This window comes from Streptomyces sp. NPDC001980, assembly GCF_040296885.1.
Classification (GTDB): Bacteria; Actinomycetota; Actinomycetes; order Streptomycetales; family Streptomycetaceae; genus Streptomyces.
The window spans coordinates 195,742-211,006 of sequence record NZ_JBEOYD010000006.1 but is presented as its reverse complement, the minus strand read 5'-3'; the positions used below and the strand labels follow the sequence as shown (position 1 = coordinate 211,006).

Annotated in this window: 13 protein-coding genes, 1 tRNA gene and 2 pseudogenes; 8 read left to right on the top strand and 8 right to left on the bottom strand. The window is 70.4% G+C overall.

All coding sequences use genetic code 11. The features are described 5' to 3' along the window. The first annotated feature begins 10 nt into the window (after nt 1-10). On the top strand, nt 11-421 hold the full coding sequence (locus ABT137_RS11770; RefSeq protein ID WP_351706269.1) for a hypothetical protein: 411 nt from the start codon (nt 11-13) through the stop codon (nt 419-421). Between the two features lie 13 nt (nt 422-434). Here the strand turns inward: ABT137_RS11770 and ABT137_RS11765 are convergent, their stop codons facing one another. The 4 genes from ABT137_RS11765 to ABT137_RS11750 all read right to left on the bottom strand — a co-directional run bounded on the left by ABT137_RS11765 (nt 435) and on the right by ABT137_RS11750 (nt 4,557). Then, nucleotides 435-1,364 carry a GNAT family N-acetyltransferase gene (locus ABT137_RS11765; protein WP_351706266.1) on the bottom strand — a complete coding sequence of 310 codons (930 nt, stop codon included), beginning with the start codon at nt 1,362-1,364 and terminating at the stop codon, nt 435-437. Between the two features lie 73 nt (nt 1,365-1,437). Continuing rightward, on the bottom strand, nt 1,438-1,740 hold the full coding sequence (locus ABT137_RS11760) for a hypothetical protein (protein ID WP_351706263.1): 303 nt from the start codon (nt 1,738-1,740) through the stop codon (nt 1,438-1,440). Between the two features lie 163 nt (nt 1,741-1,903). Further along, entirely contained in the window at nt 1,904-2,806 is a 903-nt protein-coding gene (locus tag ABT137_RS11755) for an NmrA family NAD(P)-binding protein (protein ID WP_351706260.1), read from the bottom strand. Nucleotides 2,807-2,898: 92 nt separating this feature from the next. Beyond that, on the bottom strand, nt 2,899-4,557 hold the full coding sequence (locus tag ABT137_RS11750; protein ID WP_502984503.1) for an MFS transporter: 1,659 nt from the start codon (nt 4,555-4,557) through the stop codon (nt 2,899-2,901). Between the two features lie 151 nt (nt 4,558-4,708). On the opposite strand from ABT137_RS11750, the gene ABT137_RS11745 reads away from it, so the two are divergent. Next, complete coding sequence (locus ABT137_RS11745) at nt 4,709-5,329, top strand: TetR/AcrR family transcriptional regulator (RefSeq protein ID WP_351706257.1); 621 nt, start codon at nt 4,709-4,711, stop codon at nt 5,327-5,329. A 572-nt stretch (nt 5,330-5,901) separates the two neighbouring features. After that, entirely contained in the window at nt 5,902-6,297 is a 396-nt protein-coding gene (locus ABT137_RS11740; RefSeq protein ID WP_351706254.1) for a hypothetical protein, read from the top strand. 91 nt (nt 6,298-6,388) lie between these two features. Here the strand turns inward: ABT137_RS11740 and ABT137_RS11735 are convergent. Together ABT137_RS11735 and ABT137_RS11730 are read right to left on the bottom strand one after the other, a co-directional pair. Continuing rightward, nucleotides 6,389-6,680, bottom strand: a pseudogene (locus ABT137_RS11735) (site-specific integrase); the annotation flags it as partial. Between the two features lie 102 nt (nt 6,681-6,782). Beyond that, on the bottom strand, nt 6,783-7,523 hold the full coding sequence (locus ABT137_RS11730; RefSeq protein WP_351706251.1) for a DUF4232 domain-containing protein: 741 nt from the start codon (nt 7,521-7,523) through the stop codon (nt 6,783-6,785). 597 nt (nt 7,524-8,120) lie between these two features. Here ABT137_RS11730 and ABT137_RS11725 point away from each other — a divergent pair. Beyond that, complete coding sequence (locus ABT137_RS11725; RefSeq protein ID WP_351706248.1) at nt 8,121-9,398, top strand: calcium-binding protein; 1,278 nt, start codon at nt 8,121-8,123, stop codon at nt 9,396-9,398. Between the two features lie 264 nt (nt 9,399-9,662). Further along, nucleotides 9,663-10,211: pseudogene (locus ABT137_RS11720) on the top strand (UTRA domain-containing protein); the annotation flags it as partial. 168 nt (nt 10,212-10,379) lie between these two features. Here the strand turns inward: ABT137_RS11720 and ABT137_RS11715 are convergent. Both ABT137_RS11715 and ABT137_RS11710 read right to left on the bottom strand, forming a co-directional pair. Further along, nucleotides 10,380-10,464, bottom strand: a tRNA-Ser gene (locus ABT137_RS11715). Between the two features lie 60 nt (nt 10,465-10,524). Next, nucleotides 10,525-12,003 (bottom strand): S1C family serine protease, encoded by a 1,479-nt coding sequence (locus tag ABT137_RS11710; RefSeq protein ID WP_351706245.1) that lies wholly within the window; start codon nt 12,001-12,003, stop codon nt 10,525-10,527. Between the two features lie 257 nt (nt 12,004-12,260). On the opposite strand from ABT137_RS11710, the gene ABT137_RS11705 reads away from it, so the two are divergent. The 3 genes from ABT137_RS11705 (at nt 12,261) to ABT137_RS11695 (ending at nt 15,148) form a co-directional block, all read left to right on the top strand. Next, a complete protein-coding gene (locus ABT137_RS11705) occupies nt 12,261-13,088 on the top strand; it encodes a glycerophosphodiester phosphodiesterase (RefSeq protein ID WP_351706242.1) in 828 nt (275 codons plus the stop codon). Nucleotides 13,089-13,310: 222 nt separating this feature from the next. Then, entirely contained in the window at nt 13,311-13,949 is a 639-nt protein-coding gene (locus ABT137_RS11700; RefSeq protein ID WP_351706650.1) for an ATP-binding protein, read from the top strand. 209 nt (nt 13,950-14,158) lie between these two features. After that, nucleotides 14,159-15,148 carry a DUF5926 family protein gene (locus ABT137_RS11695; protein ID WP_351706239.1) on the top strand — a complete coding sequence of 330 codons (990 nt, stop codon included), beginning with the start codon at nt 14,159-14,161 and terminating at the stop codon, nt 15,146-15,148. The last annotated feature ends 117 nt before the right edge of the window (nt 15,149-15,265 follow it).

The following is a 15,265-nucleotide window of genomic DNA, read 5'->3' as shown; positions in this document are numbered from 1 at the left end:
GGAGAACCCCATGAACACCGCCGACACCCCTCTCGCCGAGGCCGACTACATCGCTGCCACCGCCGACGAACTCGGCCGCAAGCAGGGAGCCGACAAGGCCGCGGCGCTGGTCAGCCAGAAGGCCCTCTTCCAGCGCCGCGGGCGGATCGTCCTCCACCCCGACCGGCTCGTCCTCACGGACTGGTCGGACACCGGCTCCCTCGTCCTGACCCGCACGGACATCACCGCGGCCGAAACCCGCTTCACCGAGCTCTACGGCCGCTTCCTGGGCGGCCTCCTCAACGCCGGCAAGCCCCTCATCCTCACCACCGCGGCCCCGTCCCCGGGCGACATCTACCTGCTCGTCAACCGCCGCGAGTTCATGGAGACGACGGACGACCGGCAGTGGGAGAAGCGCATCAACGACTGGCTCATCGGCTGATCCCGGACCGTTCTCAACCGATGCGGGTACCCGTCCCCGTCCCCGCACCGGTTTCCGTACCCGCACCGGTTTCCGGCACGGCTGCCGAGAAGTCGTACCCGACCCATTCGCTGAGCCGGACATATCCGAGACGCTGGTAGAGGGCGTTGCTGGTGGGGTTGGACAGGTCCGCGAACAGGACGACGTCCTGCGCGCCCGCGGCCAGCGCGGCCCGGCTCACCTCCGCCGTCACGGCCGCCGCGTAGCCGCGGCCGCGCAGGTGGGAGGGGGTGTAGACGACGTCCACCTGGATCTGGCCGCCGATCAGCGGGTTCATGCCCGCGACGGAGACGGGAGTGCCGTCCGGGGTCTCCCAGAGCGTGTAGGTCTTGTCGGCGAAGCGCGTGCCGGCCCAGGTGCCGGCGTCGATGACGATGTTCTCCCCGACGGCCCTGGCGAACTCGGCGCACCAGAACATGGTCTGCTCAAGGTCCTGCTCGCCCAGGACGCGGCCCCGGCCCGCCGGCAGCGGGTCCGGTGGGGTGAGCGTGCCGAGGCGGTACAGGCACAGCCGCGTGTCACGGAGTCTCGGCATCGCGCCGGTGCGCCGCTGCCAGGCCTCGGCGAAAGCGGTGGCCGTGCCGTGGTCCGCGCTGACGGAGGGAAGGGAGTCCCCGAGGTCGGCCAGACGGGCGGCGAGGGAGTCGGCCTGCTCGGGCGTGAGCGGGGAGAGGCCGTAACCACGGGGCGGGAGGCGGTAGCAGGTGGCGTGGACCTCGCCACCCCGCTCCAGCATCCCGAAGACGGGAACGTCGGCGCCGAACGCCTCGGCCCCCCGCGCCCGCACTCTCTCGGCCCACGTCGACTGCATGACGTGCGGGCCGGGACGCGAACGCAGGAACTCCCCGGCGCGGGCGAGGAATTCGTCGACGTCGTGGGTCAGGTACCAGTCGGATGAGCGCATGCCCGTTGCTTTACCACTCCGGCCGTGCGGGCAGCCGGAGGCTGCCGAGCGGAGCGACACGCGAACGCCCGTTTCAGCCAACCGAGATGGTGCACTCCTCGGCGGGCACGCCGGCGAGTTCACACGCGGCGGCGTCCTCCTCGCCCTGGGGCCGGTGCTGCCGCAGACACGCCGCCGTCGCACGCGTACCGGCGCCGAAACATGTCGGATTCCGGTCCACGATCAGACCGAGGATCTGCACCTGCGCCGATTCCATGTCCGGATTGACGGAACTGAGGTAGGCCTCGTCACGGGCTTCCCGCTGCTTCTGCTTCCGGAGCCGACCGGCCCGCGCGGTGAACTCCTTCTTCGCCTGCTCGCAGGCGACGGACCGCACGGATGCACCGTCGTCACGCGTCGCCCCGACTGCGCTCCCGCCCGTGGCGAGCGTGATTGCCCCCCGCGCTGACCAGCGCAATCATCGAACGCTTCATGGCCGGTGATCGTATAAGCACAGGTGAGGCCGCCGACATGTGCTTTCCCCGGCTGCCGAACGCGGCTCAGCCCAGGTAGAAGTCCCTGCGGGCGGCCACGAACGCCTCGATCGACTGGGCGGGGGTACCCGTCACGCGCTCGACGCCGTCGGCCGTGCGGTCGTAACGGTTGTCCCGGTGCAGCCGGGCCATGGTGGCGATGTGCTGTGCGATGTGCGGCGGCATCCCCAGCTTCGGGAGCTGTGCGTCCCAGCGCTGCGGAGGCACGTCCACGTAGGACACCGGCCGGCCCAGCGCGCGGGAGAATTCCGCGGCCAGTTCCGTCATCTCGACCGAGCGCGGCCCGGTCAGCTCGTAGACCTGTCCGATGTGCGGGGCCGGGTCGCGGAGCACGGTGGCGATGACCCGGGCGACGTCGTCGACGGCGACGGGTGAGGTGTGTCCGGTGCCGAACGGCAGCGCGATCGTGCCGTTCTCCCGGATCGATCGGGCTGCCATCGTCGTGAACAGGGGGGAGTCCAGGAACACCGTCGGCCGGATGTGCACCACGGGCAGGCCGGACCAGTCGAAGACCTGCTCCGCCAGCCAATGGAGCCGCTGCTGGTGCGACTCCTCGGTGCTGGTGGCGGTCATCTGCGACACCGTCATCTGTGACAGGTCGACCAGGGCCTCCAGAGTCCCGCACTCCTTCGCGACGGAGGCCACCACGGTCGCCGCGAGCAGGTGGTCCGGTGATACGCGCATGGCGAAGTACATCCGCGTCACCCCGTGCAGCGCGGCCGCCACCGTCTCGGGCCGGGTCAGGTCGCCGATGACGACCTCCGCGCCGAGCGCCCGCAGCTCAGCCGCCCGCTCGTCCTCGCGGCGGACCATGAATCGCACCGGCACATCGTGGGCACGCAGGTACTCGAAGACCGTGCGGCCTACACCGCCGGCACCGGGGATGAGAACAAGGTTGTCGGCATTCATGGGTCGATCTCCTTCGGAGCAACGGAATACGTGAGGTGAGGTGTGAGCAGAGCGCCGGCGGTGCTGCCGGCAGGGCGTCGGCCGGGGCCACGTCACAACTGATCGGGCCGGCGGTTTCGACTGGTCTCGGTCCGGGACTTGGCACCGTCGACGGCCACAGCCGAGGCCTTGCGCGGCAGGAAGACCAGTACGACGACCGCGCCGACCACGGCGACGGCCGCCGACCCCATGGCGGTGATGTGCATGGCATGAATGAAAGCGTCGTTCGCGGGCCGCACCAGCGCCCTGCCGGCCGGTCCCAGCTTCTCGGCGACAGCCAGGGTCGCCTGCACGGATTCGCCTGCGGCATGCCGGTCGGAGGCGGGAAGTGCGCCCAGATGGCTGTCGATGCCGTTGCGGTACGCGGTGGACAGCAGCGACCCCAGCACGGCAACCCCCATGGCTCCGCCGACCTGCCGGAACGTGTTGTTGACCGCTGATCCGGAGCCGGCCTTCTCCTGCGGCAGCGACGACATGATCATGACGGTGGCGGGCGGCATCACATGGGCCATTCCCGTGCCCATCAGGAAGAACAGCACTTCCAGCACCCAGATGGGGGTGTCCTGGCCGAGCAGCAGGAAGCCCGCGAAGGCCACCGCGGTCACGACGAGCCCGGTGGCGCACACGGCCCGGGCACCGAAACGGCCCACGACCAGCCGGGCCCGCGGGGCGAAGAACATCTGGGAGGCGGCCAGCGGCAGCACGAGCAGACCGGACTGCAGGACGCTGTAGCCCCGAACGCTCTGGTTGTAGAAGACGCTGAAGAACGTGACGCCCATGAGGGCGAAGAAGACCAGACCGATGGCGGCGACGGACGCGGAGAACCGCCGGTTGCGGAAGTAGGTGACGTCAAGGGCAGGATGATCGCTGCGGGCCTCGTACACCACGAAACCGGCGAGGACCGCCAGGCCGGCGAGGACCGTCACCCAGGACTCGGGCCGGGTGAAGTCGCCCAGCTGGCCGCCCTTGATGATGCCGTAGACCAGCAGCGCCAGTCCGACGATCGACAGCAGCACCCCGAACGGGTCGAGGCGGCCGGGCCTGGGGTCCCTGGAGTCGGGGACGATCGCCACCATCGCCACCATCGCGGCGACCACGATCGGCACGTTGACCAGGAAGACCGAGCCCCACCAGAAGTGCTCCAGCAGGATGCCGCCGGCTATGGGGCCGGCGGCGATGGCGAAACCGACCACGCCCGTCCAGATGCCGATGGCCTTGGGCTGCTCGTCACGCTCGAAGACATTCATGATGATCGCGAGGGTGGCGGGCAGGATGAAGGCGCCGCCGAAGCCCATCACGGCGCGGAAGGCGATGAGCTGCCCGGAGGAGTCCGACAGCGCGGACAGCGCGGATCCTGCGCCGAACACCAGCATGCCGAAGAGCAGCACTTTCCTGCGGCCGAGCCGGTCGCCGAGCAGGCCCGCGGTGAAGAGCAGTCCGGCGAAGACCAGCGTGTAGGAGTTGACCGCCCACTCCAGTTGGCTCTGGGCGGCGCCGAGTCCGACGGGGGCGGGCTGGGCGATGGTCTTCATCGCCACGTTGAGGACCGAGTTGTCCAGCATCACCACCAGGAGGCTGGACGAGAGCACGGTCAGGATGGCCCAGCGGCGACGGTGAACCGCCTCGGAAACCCTTGGCCCGGGGGCAGGCGGCACGGATGGCGTGGACTGGGCAGGCGTCGAGGAGCCGGTGGGGGTGGGCGGTGATGCCACGTGGGTCTCCAGAGGAGTCGGTGGGTCTGCGATTGCCGGGAGCAGGCCGTCTCCCTCGGACGACGACCCCCACCCTCAATAGATGTCGTTCATAATCTAAACAGGGGATAGAATAGATGGCAAGCGACATCTATCTGAGGAGCGTGATCGCATGGGCCGCGTGTCCCAGGCGCAGGCACAGGAGAACCGGCAGCGCGTCGTGGCGACCGCCTCGCGGATGTTCCGCGAGAAGGGCACCTCGGTCAGCGTCGCCGATCTGATGAAGGCCGCCGGGCTCACCCACGGGGGGTTCTACAAGCAGTTCGCCTCCAAGGAGGACCTGGTCGACGAGGCGATCGCCCACGCCTTCGCCGAGCAGGCGGCACACTCGGCCATGGCGTTCGAGGAACACACCGGAGAGCACGAGGCCGCCCGCCGGACCCTGATCGAGGACTACCTCTCGGTCTGGCACCGTGATCACCCCGCGGAGGGCTGCCCCGTCTCCGGATTCGCCGCCGACCTGGGTCGCGAACCCGAACAGGCCGCCCGCGCCCAGCAGGTCTACATCGGCGGAGTGCGCAACCGTGCCGCTCGGCTGGCCACCGGCGACGACGACGGCATGGCCCAGCTCTGCACCATGGTCGGCGCCCTCGTCCTCGCCCGCGCCACCCGGGGCAACCCGATCTCCGAAGAACTGCTGCAGGCCGCGCGCACAGCGCTCACCGAGAACACCCCGCACGAACCGCAGACCCCTCAGGCCGTACCCGAGCCGGGCCCCGGCCATGCCCGGTAGAGCAGGAGACCAGGGGGGAACAGCGATGTCCGGCGGACAGCACGCACGACAACGGCCCCTGACCGTCTTACCTGGTCAGGGGCCGTCAATCACACGCGGTGGGTGTGGGATTTGAACCCACGGTGGCTCGCGCCACGACGGTTTTCAAGACTGTCCGTTGGCGGCAGTCAGCGACTCAGTCCGTGCTTGTGGAGCGCTGCCGACGCCCGGAAGCGGATGCGCCCGCACTGCTCACGATCTTCCTCCGAAGTGTCCTCGGAGCAGCAGCAGTGGGATGCAAGCCGACGAAGATCCTCGACGTCCAGCCACAGTGGGGCGCGCCCTCTCGCCCTCTCGGCTTCCGGGTCCGTCGGATTGATCTCGGGCATGGCCGCAGCCCAGCGTGCCAATTCCGTGCCAGAACGGACGGGGACTCACGGGGAACCGAGGTCCGCAGGGGTGAACTCGCCGAGCTCTGGCCCAGACAGGGAGCCCGCAGGTCACGCCTGTGATCCCCAACCTCGCTCCTGAAGCGGGTGTACGCCAGGCGTCCTACGCCCTGGCGTGTGAAGGCGTCGTGTCATCATCGGGCGATGCTGACCGAGGAGGACGCGCGCCGACTGGTGCTTGCGGAAATCGACGCCGCGCAGGGCTGCGTCGAGTACGACCTTCAGATCCTCCGTATGGAGGCCTTGCCGTTCGGGTGGACCTTCTACTGGGGAGCAGTCTGGGATGGTCCGAACGGACCGCGCCCCCGGTTGGGAGGCAACGGTCCCTTCCTAGTGGATCGTGAGAACGAGCGGTTGATTCGAACTGCCACCAGCGTCCCCGTCGCCCGTCAGATCGCCGATTACGAACGACGGCTACGGCGAGAAGCTCACGCCCGGAATCTGGCAGCGAAGCAAGCCGTACAGCAGCGCGATACCGCAACCCCAGCGACTACCACCACCCATCGGCACCCCTCAGGACCCTCGGAGCGGCCGGAATGACCGTCGTTGACCGAACTGGCTAGAGCTACGGATCAGAAGGTTGCAGGTTCGAATCCTGCCGAGTGCACACAGATGAGAAGCCCCGGAGAGATCCGGGGCTTCTTGCGTTTCGGGGGCGTACAGCAGCGAAGTACAAGTCGTCCGAGTCCTCGGTCCTGGTCTCGCGGTGCAGGATCTGTCGCCCGGCCCGCTGGATCTGGTGGTCCACATGGATCTCGCCGGTTTCGAAGTCGATCGACTTCCAGGTGAGCCCCAGGACCTCACCGTGGCGGGCCGAGGCAGAGCACAAGCGTCCAGGCCGCGAACAGGTGATCGTCGCAGGCGGCGAGGAGGCGGCCGGCCTCGGCGACAGACCAGGGCTTGATCCTCTGTCGTCGTGGTCGTGCTCGCCGACCCGGACGATGAACTGGTCGAAGTCGCCGAAGTCGAAGCGGATCTCGACCTCGGTGGGTGAGGTCACCCCAGCCGCGGTAGGGCCGTGGGCCTCAGCCGGTGATCCCGAACGGGGTGATCGCGATCTTTCCGTGGCAAGGCGAGATGGGCAGCGGGGTCAGGACCAGGGGCGCGGGGGTGCCGGGCACCCAGATGTCCCAGGCGTACGGCGGGGCGTAGAAGTCGGCGCCGTTGCAGACCGTGGCCGTGGCCGACTTCCAGACGACGCTGAACGACGTGCTCTGCCCGGGAGCGAGCCGGACAGCCGCGGGGTGCCCCGGACCGTAGCGCGTCACCGACAGGGGTCGCCGGGACGTCGTGTCGACGCGGCCGACGCATGTCTGGCCCGGCGCGCAGTTCGTGGGCATCACTGATTGCCCGCCGATGAAGGCGACACCCGGCCACCCGTCGAGCACACACCTGATGCCGGAGCGGTTGCGCAGTTGCACGTCCATGGCCACGTCCCCCGGGTTGCCCAGGACGGCCCGCCTCGGCCTGTCGGAAGTGAGCACCAGATCGTGCGCAGCGCAGTCGTTCCCGCTTGCTCCCCCGGAGGCGACGGCGGGGGACGAGGACACGGCGGATCGCGTCGGGGACGCGCTCGGGGCGGGCGTGGCGCTCCGTCGGGCCGTCGTGGGAACCGTCGACGGGGTGACCGTGGCGTGCGGCGCGCTGGAGCGCGGGTCCGGAGCCGCGACGGTGTCGTCGGGCGGCGGTGTGGCGTCGCACGCCACGGCGGCCGAGGTCGCCAGAAGGCAGAACAGGAGGGCGGTAATGCCCCGGGGACGTATCACCGCTCGCACGATAGGCAGGTGCACGTCTCCGCACCAGGCTACGAGGAATCCGGCCGGACGTTCTTCATCGGGCGTTCACCGCCTCCCGCCCCCGGACCCTTGCCCCCTTCTGTCGCAGCCGGATCAGGTCGAGGGGGTGGAGGATGGGCCGCGAGCGCGATCACGGTCGCGGGGATTCGAAGCCGGCGCTCCGAACGGCAGTTTTGCCGGCCTGTCTTGGCGTCCGCCTCATCCGGCAGGTGACGACTTCACGAGCGAAGCCGCAGTTCCACGGCCGGTTGCGTGACATCAACAGCTGACATCAACGCAGGCGTACAACCACGCACGGTGGCACGCCCGCAGTCGGCGGACGAGCCATCGGATGCCTGCGGACGAGAGGTTCGTGATGATGCTGCACGCGCCTACGGATCACAGGACCGAGTTCGGGGACGGGTAGCGGCCGGTCGGTGGATCGCGGCGCGGTATGACGGTGTGTCTGTAGGGCCGCACAGGGCGGGTGTGGCTTGATCGTCGGGCGGTCCCGGCAGGGGCCCGAGCATCAACCGACGTCCGCGGCACACCCCGAGTGCCGCGCTCTTTGTCGAGGAGTCCCCCATCGTGAGACCGACCCTGCGACCTGCCGTGTTCCCACGGTGTGGTGCCAAAGCCGCTGGTGAGTGGCTGCGGCGCCCGGCCCGGCGTGCTGCCGTCCTGCTCGCCACGGTGGCGCTGCCGGCGGCCCTGGTGGTGCCCACGGCCACGCCCGCTGCCGCTGCGGTGCCCGTGACCGTCACCTTCAACGCGGGCGCCAACCAGCCCTTCACCGTCCCGGCCGGCGTCACCCAACTGACCGTCACCGCCACAGGCGCCGCGGGCCAGAACGGGCCCAACGGCAGCGCGGGCGGCAACGGCGCCACCGTCACCGGCACCGTCACCGTGCCGCCGAGCACCACCACCCTCTACGTCAACGTCGGCACGGGCGGGGGCGCCGGCGGCGGACCGGTGACCACGGGCGGCGCCGGCGGCGGTGCCAGCGACGTCCGCACCTGCAGCTCGGCCGGCCCCGGCTGCACCCTGACCGGCGTGCCCGGCACCGACCCCCGCCTCATCGTCGCGGGCGGAGGAGGCGGCGGCGCAAGCAGCGTCCCCGGATTCTCCAACCCGTCGGCCACCGGCGGAAACGCCGGAAACACCGGGGGGGCCGGCGGCGACAGAACGAACGGTGGCAAGGGCGGCGGCGGCGGAACCCAGACCGCCGGCGGCACGGCCGGAGCCGCATGCCCCTTCGCCGGTACGTCCGGCGCTCCGGGAACAGGCGGTGCGGGTGGCACCGGGGGAGGCAGCTTCGGGGCCGGCGGAGGCGGAGGCGGCTGGTTCGGTGGAGGCGGAGGCGGGGGCTGCAACGAGATCCGGAACTCCCCTCCGGCGGCAGGCCCCGGTGGCGGTGGTGGTGGGTCGAACCTCGTCCCGACGGGTGGTACCTCCGGACCTGCCGCGGGAGCGGCCCAGGTGACCATCACCTACGAGCCGGTCCCCCCCACCTGCGCGACTGCCACGCCGACCATCACCGGCACCAACGGCCCCGACTTCCTGGTCGGCACTCCCGGCGACGATGTGATCTTCGCTCTCGGCGGCAACGATGCGGTCGACGGCCGCGGTGGCAACGACCTCATCTGCGGCGGCGACGGCAACGACTCGTTGTCCGGCGGTGACGGCAACGACCGCATCGAGGGTGGCAACGGCGCCGACAGCCTGAACGGCGGCAACGGCAACGACGCCCTCTTCGGCGGTCCCGGCAACGACGCCCTCTTCGGCGGCCCTGGTACCAACACCAACGACGGCGGCCCCGGCGCCAACGCCTGTTTCAACCCCTCCACCGGACCCGGCTGTCCCTGACCCACCCCACACGCCGCCGACCTGATCGACGGACATCAGAAACGGGCCCCGGCACCTCCCTCGTCGCAGCGGCGACCAACGCACGGGGCCCGTTTCAACGCTTTGTCCAACCGAGGAGAGTAAGCCTGCTCGCACGCGGAGCCGTCTCGCGGGACCTGGGCATGTTGCGTGACATCAGTAGCTGACATCAACAGAGGCGTACAACCGCGCACCGTGGCACGCCTGTGATCGGTGGACGAGCCGACAGATTCCAGCAGGCGAGCGGTCGAGCCTCGGCAACGCGTGCGGGTCGTCCGCTCCTCGGCGCGTGAGCAGCCCCAGGGGTCGCCGTTCCGCGCGGACATGAAGGCTCTCGGCGAGCAGGGCGACTGGGAGAGCCGGACCGACGCCAAGGTCCCTGCCCCCGCCGACATCGCCGCGCGGCTGGGCATCGCCGATGGCGACCTGTGCGTACGGACCGCGTACGAGTTCCTCGCCGACGGCAGGCCCGTGCAACTCTCCACGAGTTGGGAGCCCTACGACCTCACCGCCGGCACCCTCGTCGTCCTCCCCGAGGGCGGCCCGCACGCCGGGACGGGCGTCGTGAACCGCATGGCCACCATCGGGATCACCGTCAGCCACGCCGTGGAGCAGCCCGAGCCCCGACAGGCCACCGCCGAGGAGGCATCGCTCCTCGGCATTCAGAAGGCCGCTCTCGTCACCCACATCCGGCGGACCTACTACAGCGACCAGGGTCGGCCCGTGGAAACCGCGGACATCATCGTGCCCGCCGCCCACTGCGAGATCGTCTACGAGATTCCCATCAACCGGTAGGCGACAGCGCCCTCAGGCCATGATCCAAGGCCCTCAGGCCGTGCCCCAGTCGTGCCCCTTGCGTGCCCGATAGAGCGGGAAACCAGGGGGAACAGCGGTGTCTGAGGGGGAGCGCACACGCCGACGGCCCCCGACCGTCTTGCCTGGTCAGGGGCCGTAAACGTCACGCGGTGGGTGTGGGATTTGAACCCACGGTGGCTCGCGCCACGACGGTTTTCAAGACCGTTCCCTTAGGCCGCTCGGGCAACCCACCCCGCGCCGACGGAGATCGGCGCGGGAAACAGAGTAACCGGTTCGTGCGGGCGGGTGCGGGTCAGTTGTCGCCGACGCGGGAGCCGAGGGTGACGGTGACCGTGTGCTCGCTGCCGCCCCGCTTGTAGGTGATCTCGACCTTGTCGCCGGGCTTGTGGGTCCAGATCTCCCCGATCAGGGTCGGGCCGCTGTCGATCACCGAGTCGTCCAGTTTGGTGATGACGTCGCCGGGCTTGAGGCCGGCCTTGTCCGCGGGGCCGCCCGACTCCACCGCGGCGGAGCCGCCCGAGCCGGAGTCGGTGATCTGCGCGCCGGAGGTGCCGTCCTCCAGCGTCACCGACGCGCCGATCTTCGCGTAGACCGGCTTGCCGGTCTTGATCAGCTGCTGGGCCACGTACTTGGCCTGGTTGATCGGGATGGCGAAGCCGAGGCCGATCGAACCCGACTGCCCGGTGCTGCCCAGGCCGCCGCTGGAGGCGGACTGGATCGCGGAGTTGATGCCGATCACCGCGCCGGAGGCGTCGAGCAGCGGGCCGCCGGAGTTGCCCGGGTTGATGGAGGCGTCGGTCTGCAGGGCGCTCATGTACGACGCCTTGCTGGTGGAGCTGCCGTCACTGGAGGCGACCGGGCGGTTCTTGGCGCTGATGATGCCCGTGGTGACCGTGTTGGACAGGCCGAAGGGGGCGCCGATCGCGATCGTCTCGTCGCCGACGGCCACCTTGTCGGAGTCGCCCAGGGCGAGCGGCTTCAGGTCCGACGGCGGGTTCTTGAGCTTGATCACCGCGACGTCGTAGCCCTGCGCGTGGCCGACGACCTCGGCGTCGTACTTCTTGCCGTCCGGGAACGTCGCCGTCAGCTTGCCGCCGTCGAGGGAGTCCGCGACCACGTGGTTGTTGGTGATGATGTGGCCCTGCTTGTCGAAGACGAAGCCGGTGCCGGTGCCGCCCTCGCCGTTGGTCGACTCGGACTCGATGGTGACCGTGCTGGGCAGCGCGTTCTGGGCGACCGCCGCGATGGTGCCGGCGGCGCGCTTGACCTGGGTGGCGCCGCCGCTGGAGGACGCGGAGATGGTCGTGGAGCCGCTGTCGTCGTTGTTCTTCGCCAGCGTGTAGCCGAGGCCGCCGCCGAGGCCGCCCGCGACCAGCGCGGCCACCAGGACGGCGGCGATCAGACCGCCGCGCCCGCTGCCCTTCTTCGGCGCGGGCTGCGGCTGCTGGAACGGCTGCTGCTGGTACTGCTGGTACTGCTGCTGGTCGTACGACGAGCCCCAGGCGGCGCCGGCGCCCGCGCCGGGGTCCGCGTAGGAAGGGGTCGCGGGGGGCGGGGGCGGCCAGGAGGCGTCGGGGGCCTGCGGTGCGGGCCCGTAGGGGTCGCCCGCGGGTGCGCCGGGCGCGCTCTGGGGCGTCGGCGGGATCGGGGCGGTCGGCGCTTCCCCGCCGTCGGACGCGGCTGCCTGCGACGAGGCAGCGGGAGACGACGGCGGCACGGGAGGTGCGGACGGGGCCGGGGGTACCGGGTTGCCCTCGTTCTCGGTGCTCACAGCTTCTCTCCTCGGTCCACGGCTTTTCTTCTCGGTCGCACTCGGTCACGCTCTTTCACGCTTGCTGTCGGTCCGGCGCGATTCAGCTGTGCACGTGCTTTTGTATGCCGTCAGCTTTTCCCACAGGCCGTCAGAGCACCATAAGCGGTGGCTGTGGGTACACGGACAACCTTTATATAGTGCTTGTCCGACAAAAGTTCTCTTTACCGGCATCCAGGGTGACCCCAGGCACCCCCGCTCGGTGGCACCATGACGCGGTGACCCACGCACCACAGCATCGCATCCAGGTCGTCGCGCATCGCGGGGCCTCCGAGTACGCCCCCGAGCACACGCTGGCCGCGTACCGGAAGGCCATCGAGGACGGCGCCGACGCCCTGGAGTGCGACGTACGCCTGACCGCCGACGGCCACCTGGTGTGCGTCCACGACCGACGGGTCAACCGTACGTCCAACGGGCGGGGCGCGGTCTCGGCCCTGGAGCTCGCGGACCTGGCCGCCCTGGACTTCGGCTCGTGGCGGAAGGGACCGGCCTGGCGCGGGCGCGACGAGGAGCCCGACTGGGAGTTCCGGCCCGAGGACCGCGCGGACACCTCCGTACTGACGCTGGAGCGGCTGCTGGAGCTGGTCGCGGACGCCGGGCGGCGGGTGGAGCTGGCGATCGAGACCAAGCACCCCACGCGGTGGGCGGGGCAGGTCGAGGAGCGGCTGCTGGTCCTGCTCAAGCGGTTCGGGCTGGACGCTCCGGCCACCCCCGAGGAGTCGCCGGTGCGGGTCATGAGCTTCTCCGCGCGGTCGCTGGCCCGGGTGCGGGCGGCCTCGCCGACGCTGCCGACCGTCTATCTGCTGCAGTTCCTCTCACCCCGGCTGCGCGACGGGCGGCTGCCGGCCGGGGTGCGGATCGCGGGCCCCTCGATCCGGATCGTGCGCAATCACCCGGCCTACGTCGAGCGGTTGCAGCGCAACGGCCACCGGGTGCACGTCTGGACGGTGAACGAGCCGGAGGACGTGGACCTGTGCGTGGAGCTCGGCATCGACGCGATCATCACCAACCGGCCGGCGGCCGTGCTGAGTCGGCTGGGGCGTTGAGAGTCCCGGGGACAGCGCCTCGGGACCCGTCCTGACCAGGGCTCAGATAAAGAGTCGGGTAAGGACACCTCGCACCCCTTGACCCGACAGCCCGCCCACAGCATCCTCACTTCTCGGCCACACCATCGAAATTCAGCCACACGTAGCCATATCTGGGGGATATGGATACGACCCGTGACAGGGAGTGCTCCGGCGCGTTCGGCACGTATTCGTTCGTTGCGAATGCGTCACCGGACATTCATTGGCCGGTTTCCGGTTCAGGCCGATGGGGCATCCACACCGTGGCGTGGGGCAAAGGAGGTCTCGGGGGTGGCGTTGGTGGTGGCACAGGAGGTGCCCACGTCGTCGAGCATGGCCGTACCCCATGGCCCTGCGGGCGTGGGCAAGGCGAGACACCGCATGCGCGATCAGTTGCGCACGGGCGGTCTGTCGGAAGCGGTCATCGATGATGCCGTTCTGATCCTTTCCGAACTTTTGAGCAATGCCTGCAAACACGGGCGCCCCCTGGGGGACGCACTGGCCGGGGACGGCGACGTCCGGGCCGCCTGGCAGGTGGACACGCGCGGCCGGCTGATCGTCGAGGTCACGGACGGCGGCGGCCCGACCCGCCCGGCCCCGATGACCCCGTCGGTCACGGCGCACGGCGGCCGCGGGCTGAACATCATCACGGCCCTGGCCGACGACTGGGGCGTCCGGGACGACGCCCGGGGCGAGGTGACCGTCTGGGTCGTGGTCCACAAGGACGTGCGCGGTCCGGGCACCAGGGACCGCCGCGACGCCTTCACTACGCGCGTCATGGCGCCCTCGGTCCCGGAGATGGCCGACCTGGACTTCACGGACGCGTTCGACGACCTGGACTGAATCTTCGACGACCTGGACCGAGGCTTCGGCGCCCCGGACCGAGCCTTCGGCGACCTGGACCGGGCGGATACGCGACGGCGCCTCCGTCCACAGGGCCAATGGGCCGTACGGTCGGTGTCGGCGCCATTGTCCACAGGTTCCCGTGGTCCAGGGCATGAACGGCTAGGCTCCCGCCCGTACGAGACGAGCCGTAACCGGGAGACACCCAGATGGCCAAGAAGCGACCCCAGACGACGGCCACGCGGCCGCAGCTCAGCGATGCCGCCCGCGCCGAAGGCGCTGATGTGAACTATCCGGTTGTCGGTGCCCGTGAGCCCTGCCCCTGCGGCAGCGGCCGCCGCTACAAGGCCTGCCACGGCCGGGCGGCGGCGCACGCGGCGACCGAGCTGGTGCACCGCCCGTTCGAGGGGCTGGCCGGCGAGGGCGACTGGGTGGCGCTGCGCGAGCTGGTCCCCGCCGCCACCGTCGAGCTGACCCTGAAGGACGGTCTGCCCGAGGGCGTCCCCTCGGTCACGCTCGCCACCGTGCTGCCGATGGCCTGGCCGGCGCTGCGCCGCGACGACGGCACGGTCCTGCTCGGCCTGCAGAACGACACGGCCTCCGGCGACATCAGCCGCGACCTCGCCGACACCCTCCAGCGCGCCCTCGCCGCCGAGCCGGGCACCCCGGTGCAGGGCCGCCGAGCCCCCGCCGACAGCCACCGGCTGCAGGACCTGCTCGACCCGAAGGGCCCGTTCGAGCCAGTTGTGCACGACGGCTTCGAGTTCTGGGTGCAGGACGCGGAGAACGCCACCCCGGACGTGACCGCCTCCCTGGAGCGGGCCAACGCGGCGGCCATCCCGACGGTGAAGCTGACCGGCGTCGACTCCGCCTACTGGTGCGAGACGCCGGAGAAGAACCATCTGCGGTGGGTCATGCCGTACCCCGAGGAGCAGCTTCTGGACGCTCTCGCGCGGCTGCACGCGGCGGGCCGGTCCGGCCTCGGCGAGGGGACCCGGCTGGTCGGTTCCTTCCGCGCCCACGGCCTCACCGTGCCGGTCTGGGACCTGCCGAGCGGGGTCGGCGCGGAGGACGTGGAGAAGCCTGCCGCCGAGTTCGCCGAGCGGCTCGCGACCGCCCTGGCCTCGGAGGCACCGCTCACCGCGGACGAGCGGCGGGCCCGCGGCGGACTCACCAACCGACAGGTCACGCTCAGCTGACGCTCGGCCGGCGATCAGCGCGGGCACAGGGTCGCGGCTGACCGGTCGGTCAGCCGCCCCAGGCCCGTTGACTCGGGTGACTCCTGTCACAACTTCCCTACACGGCAAGCAAATACG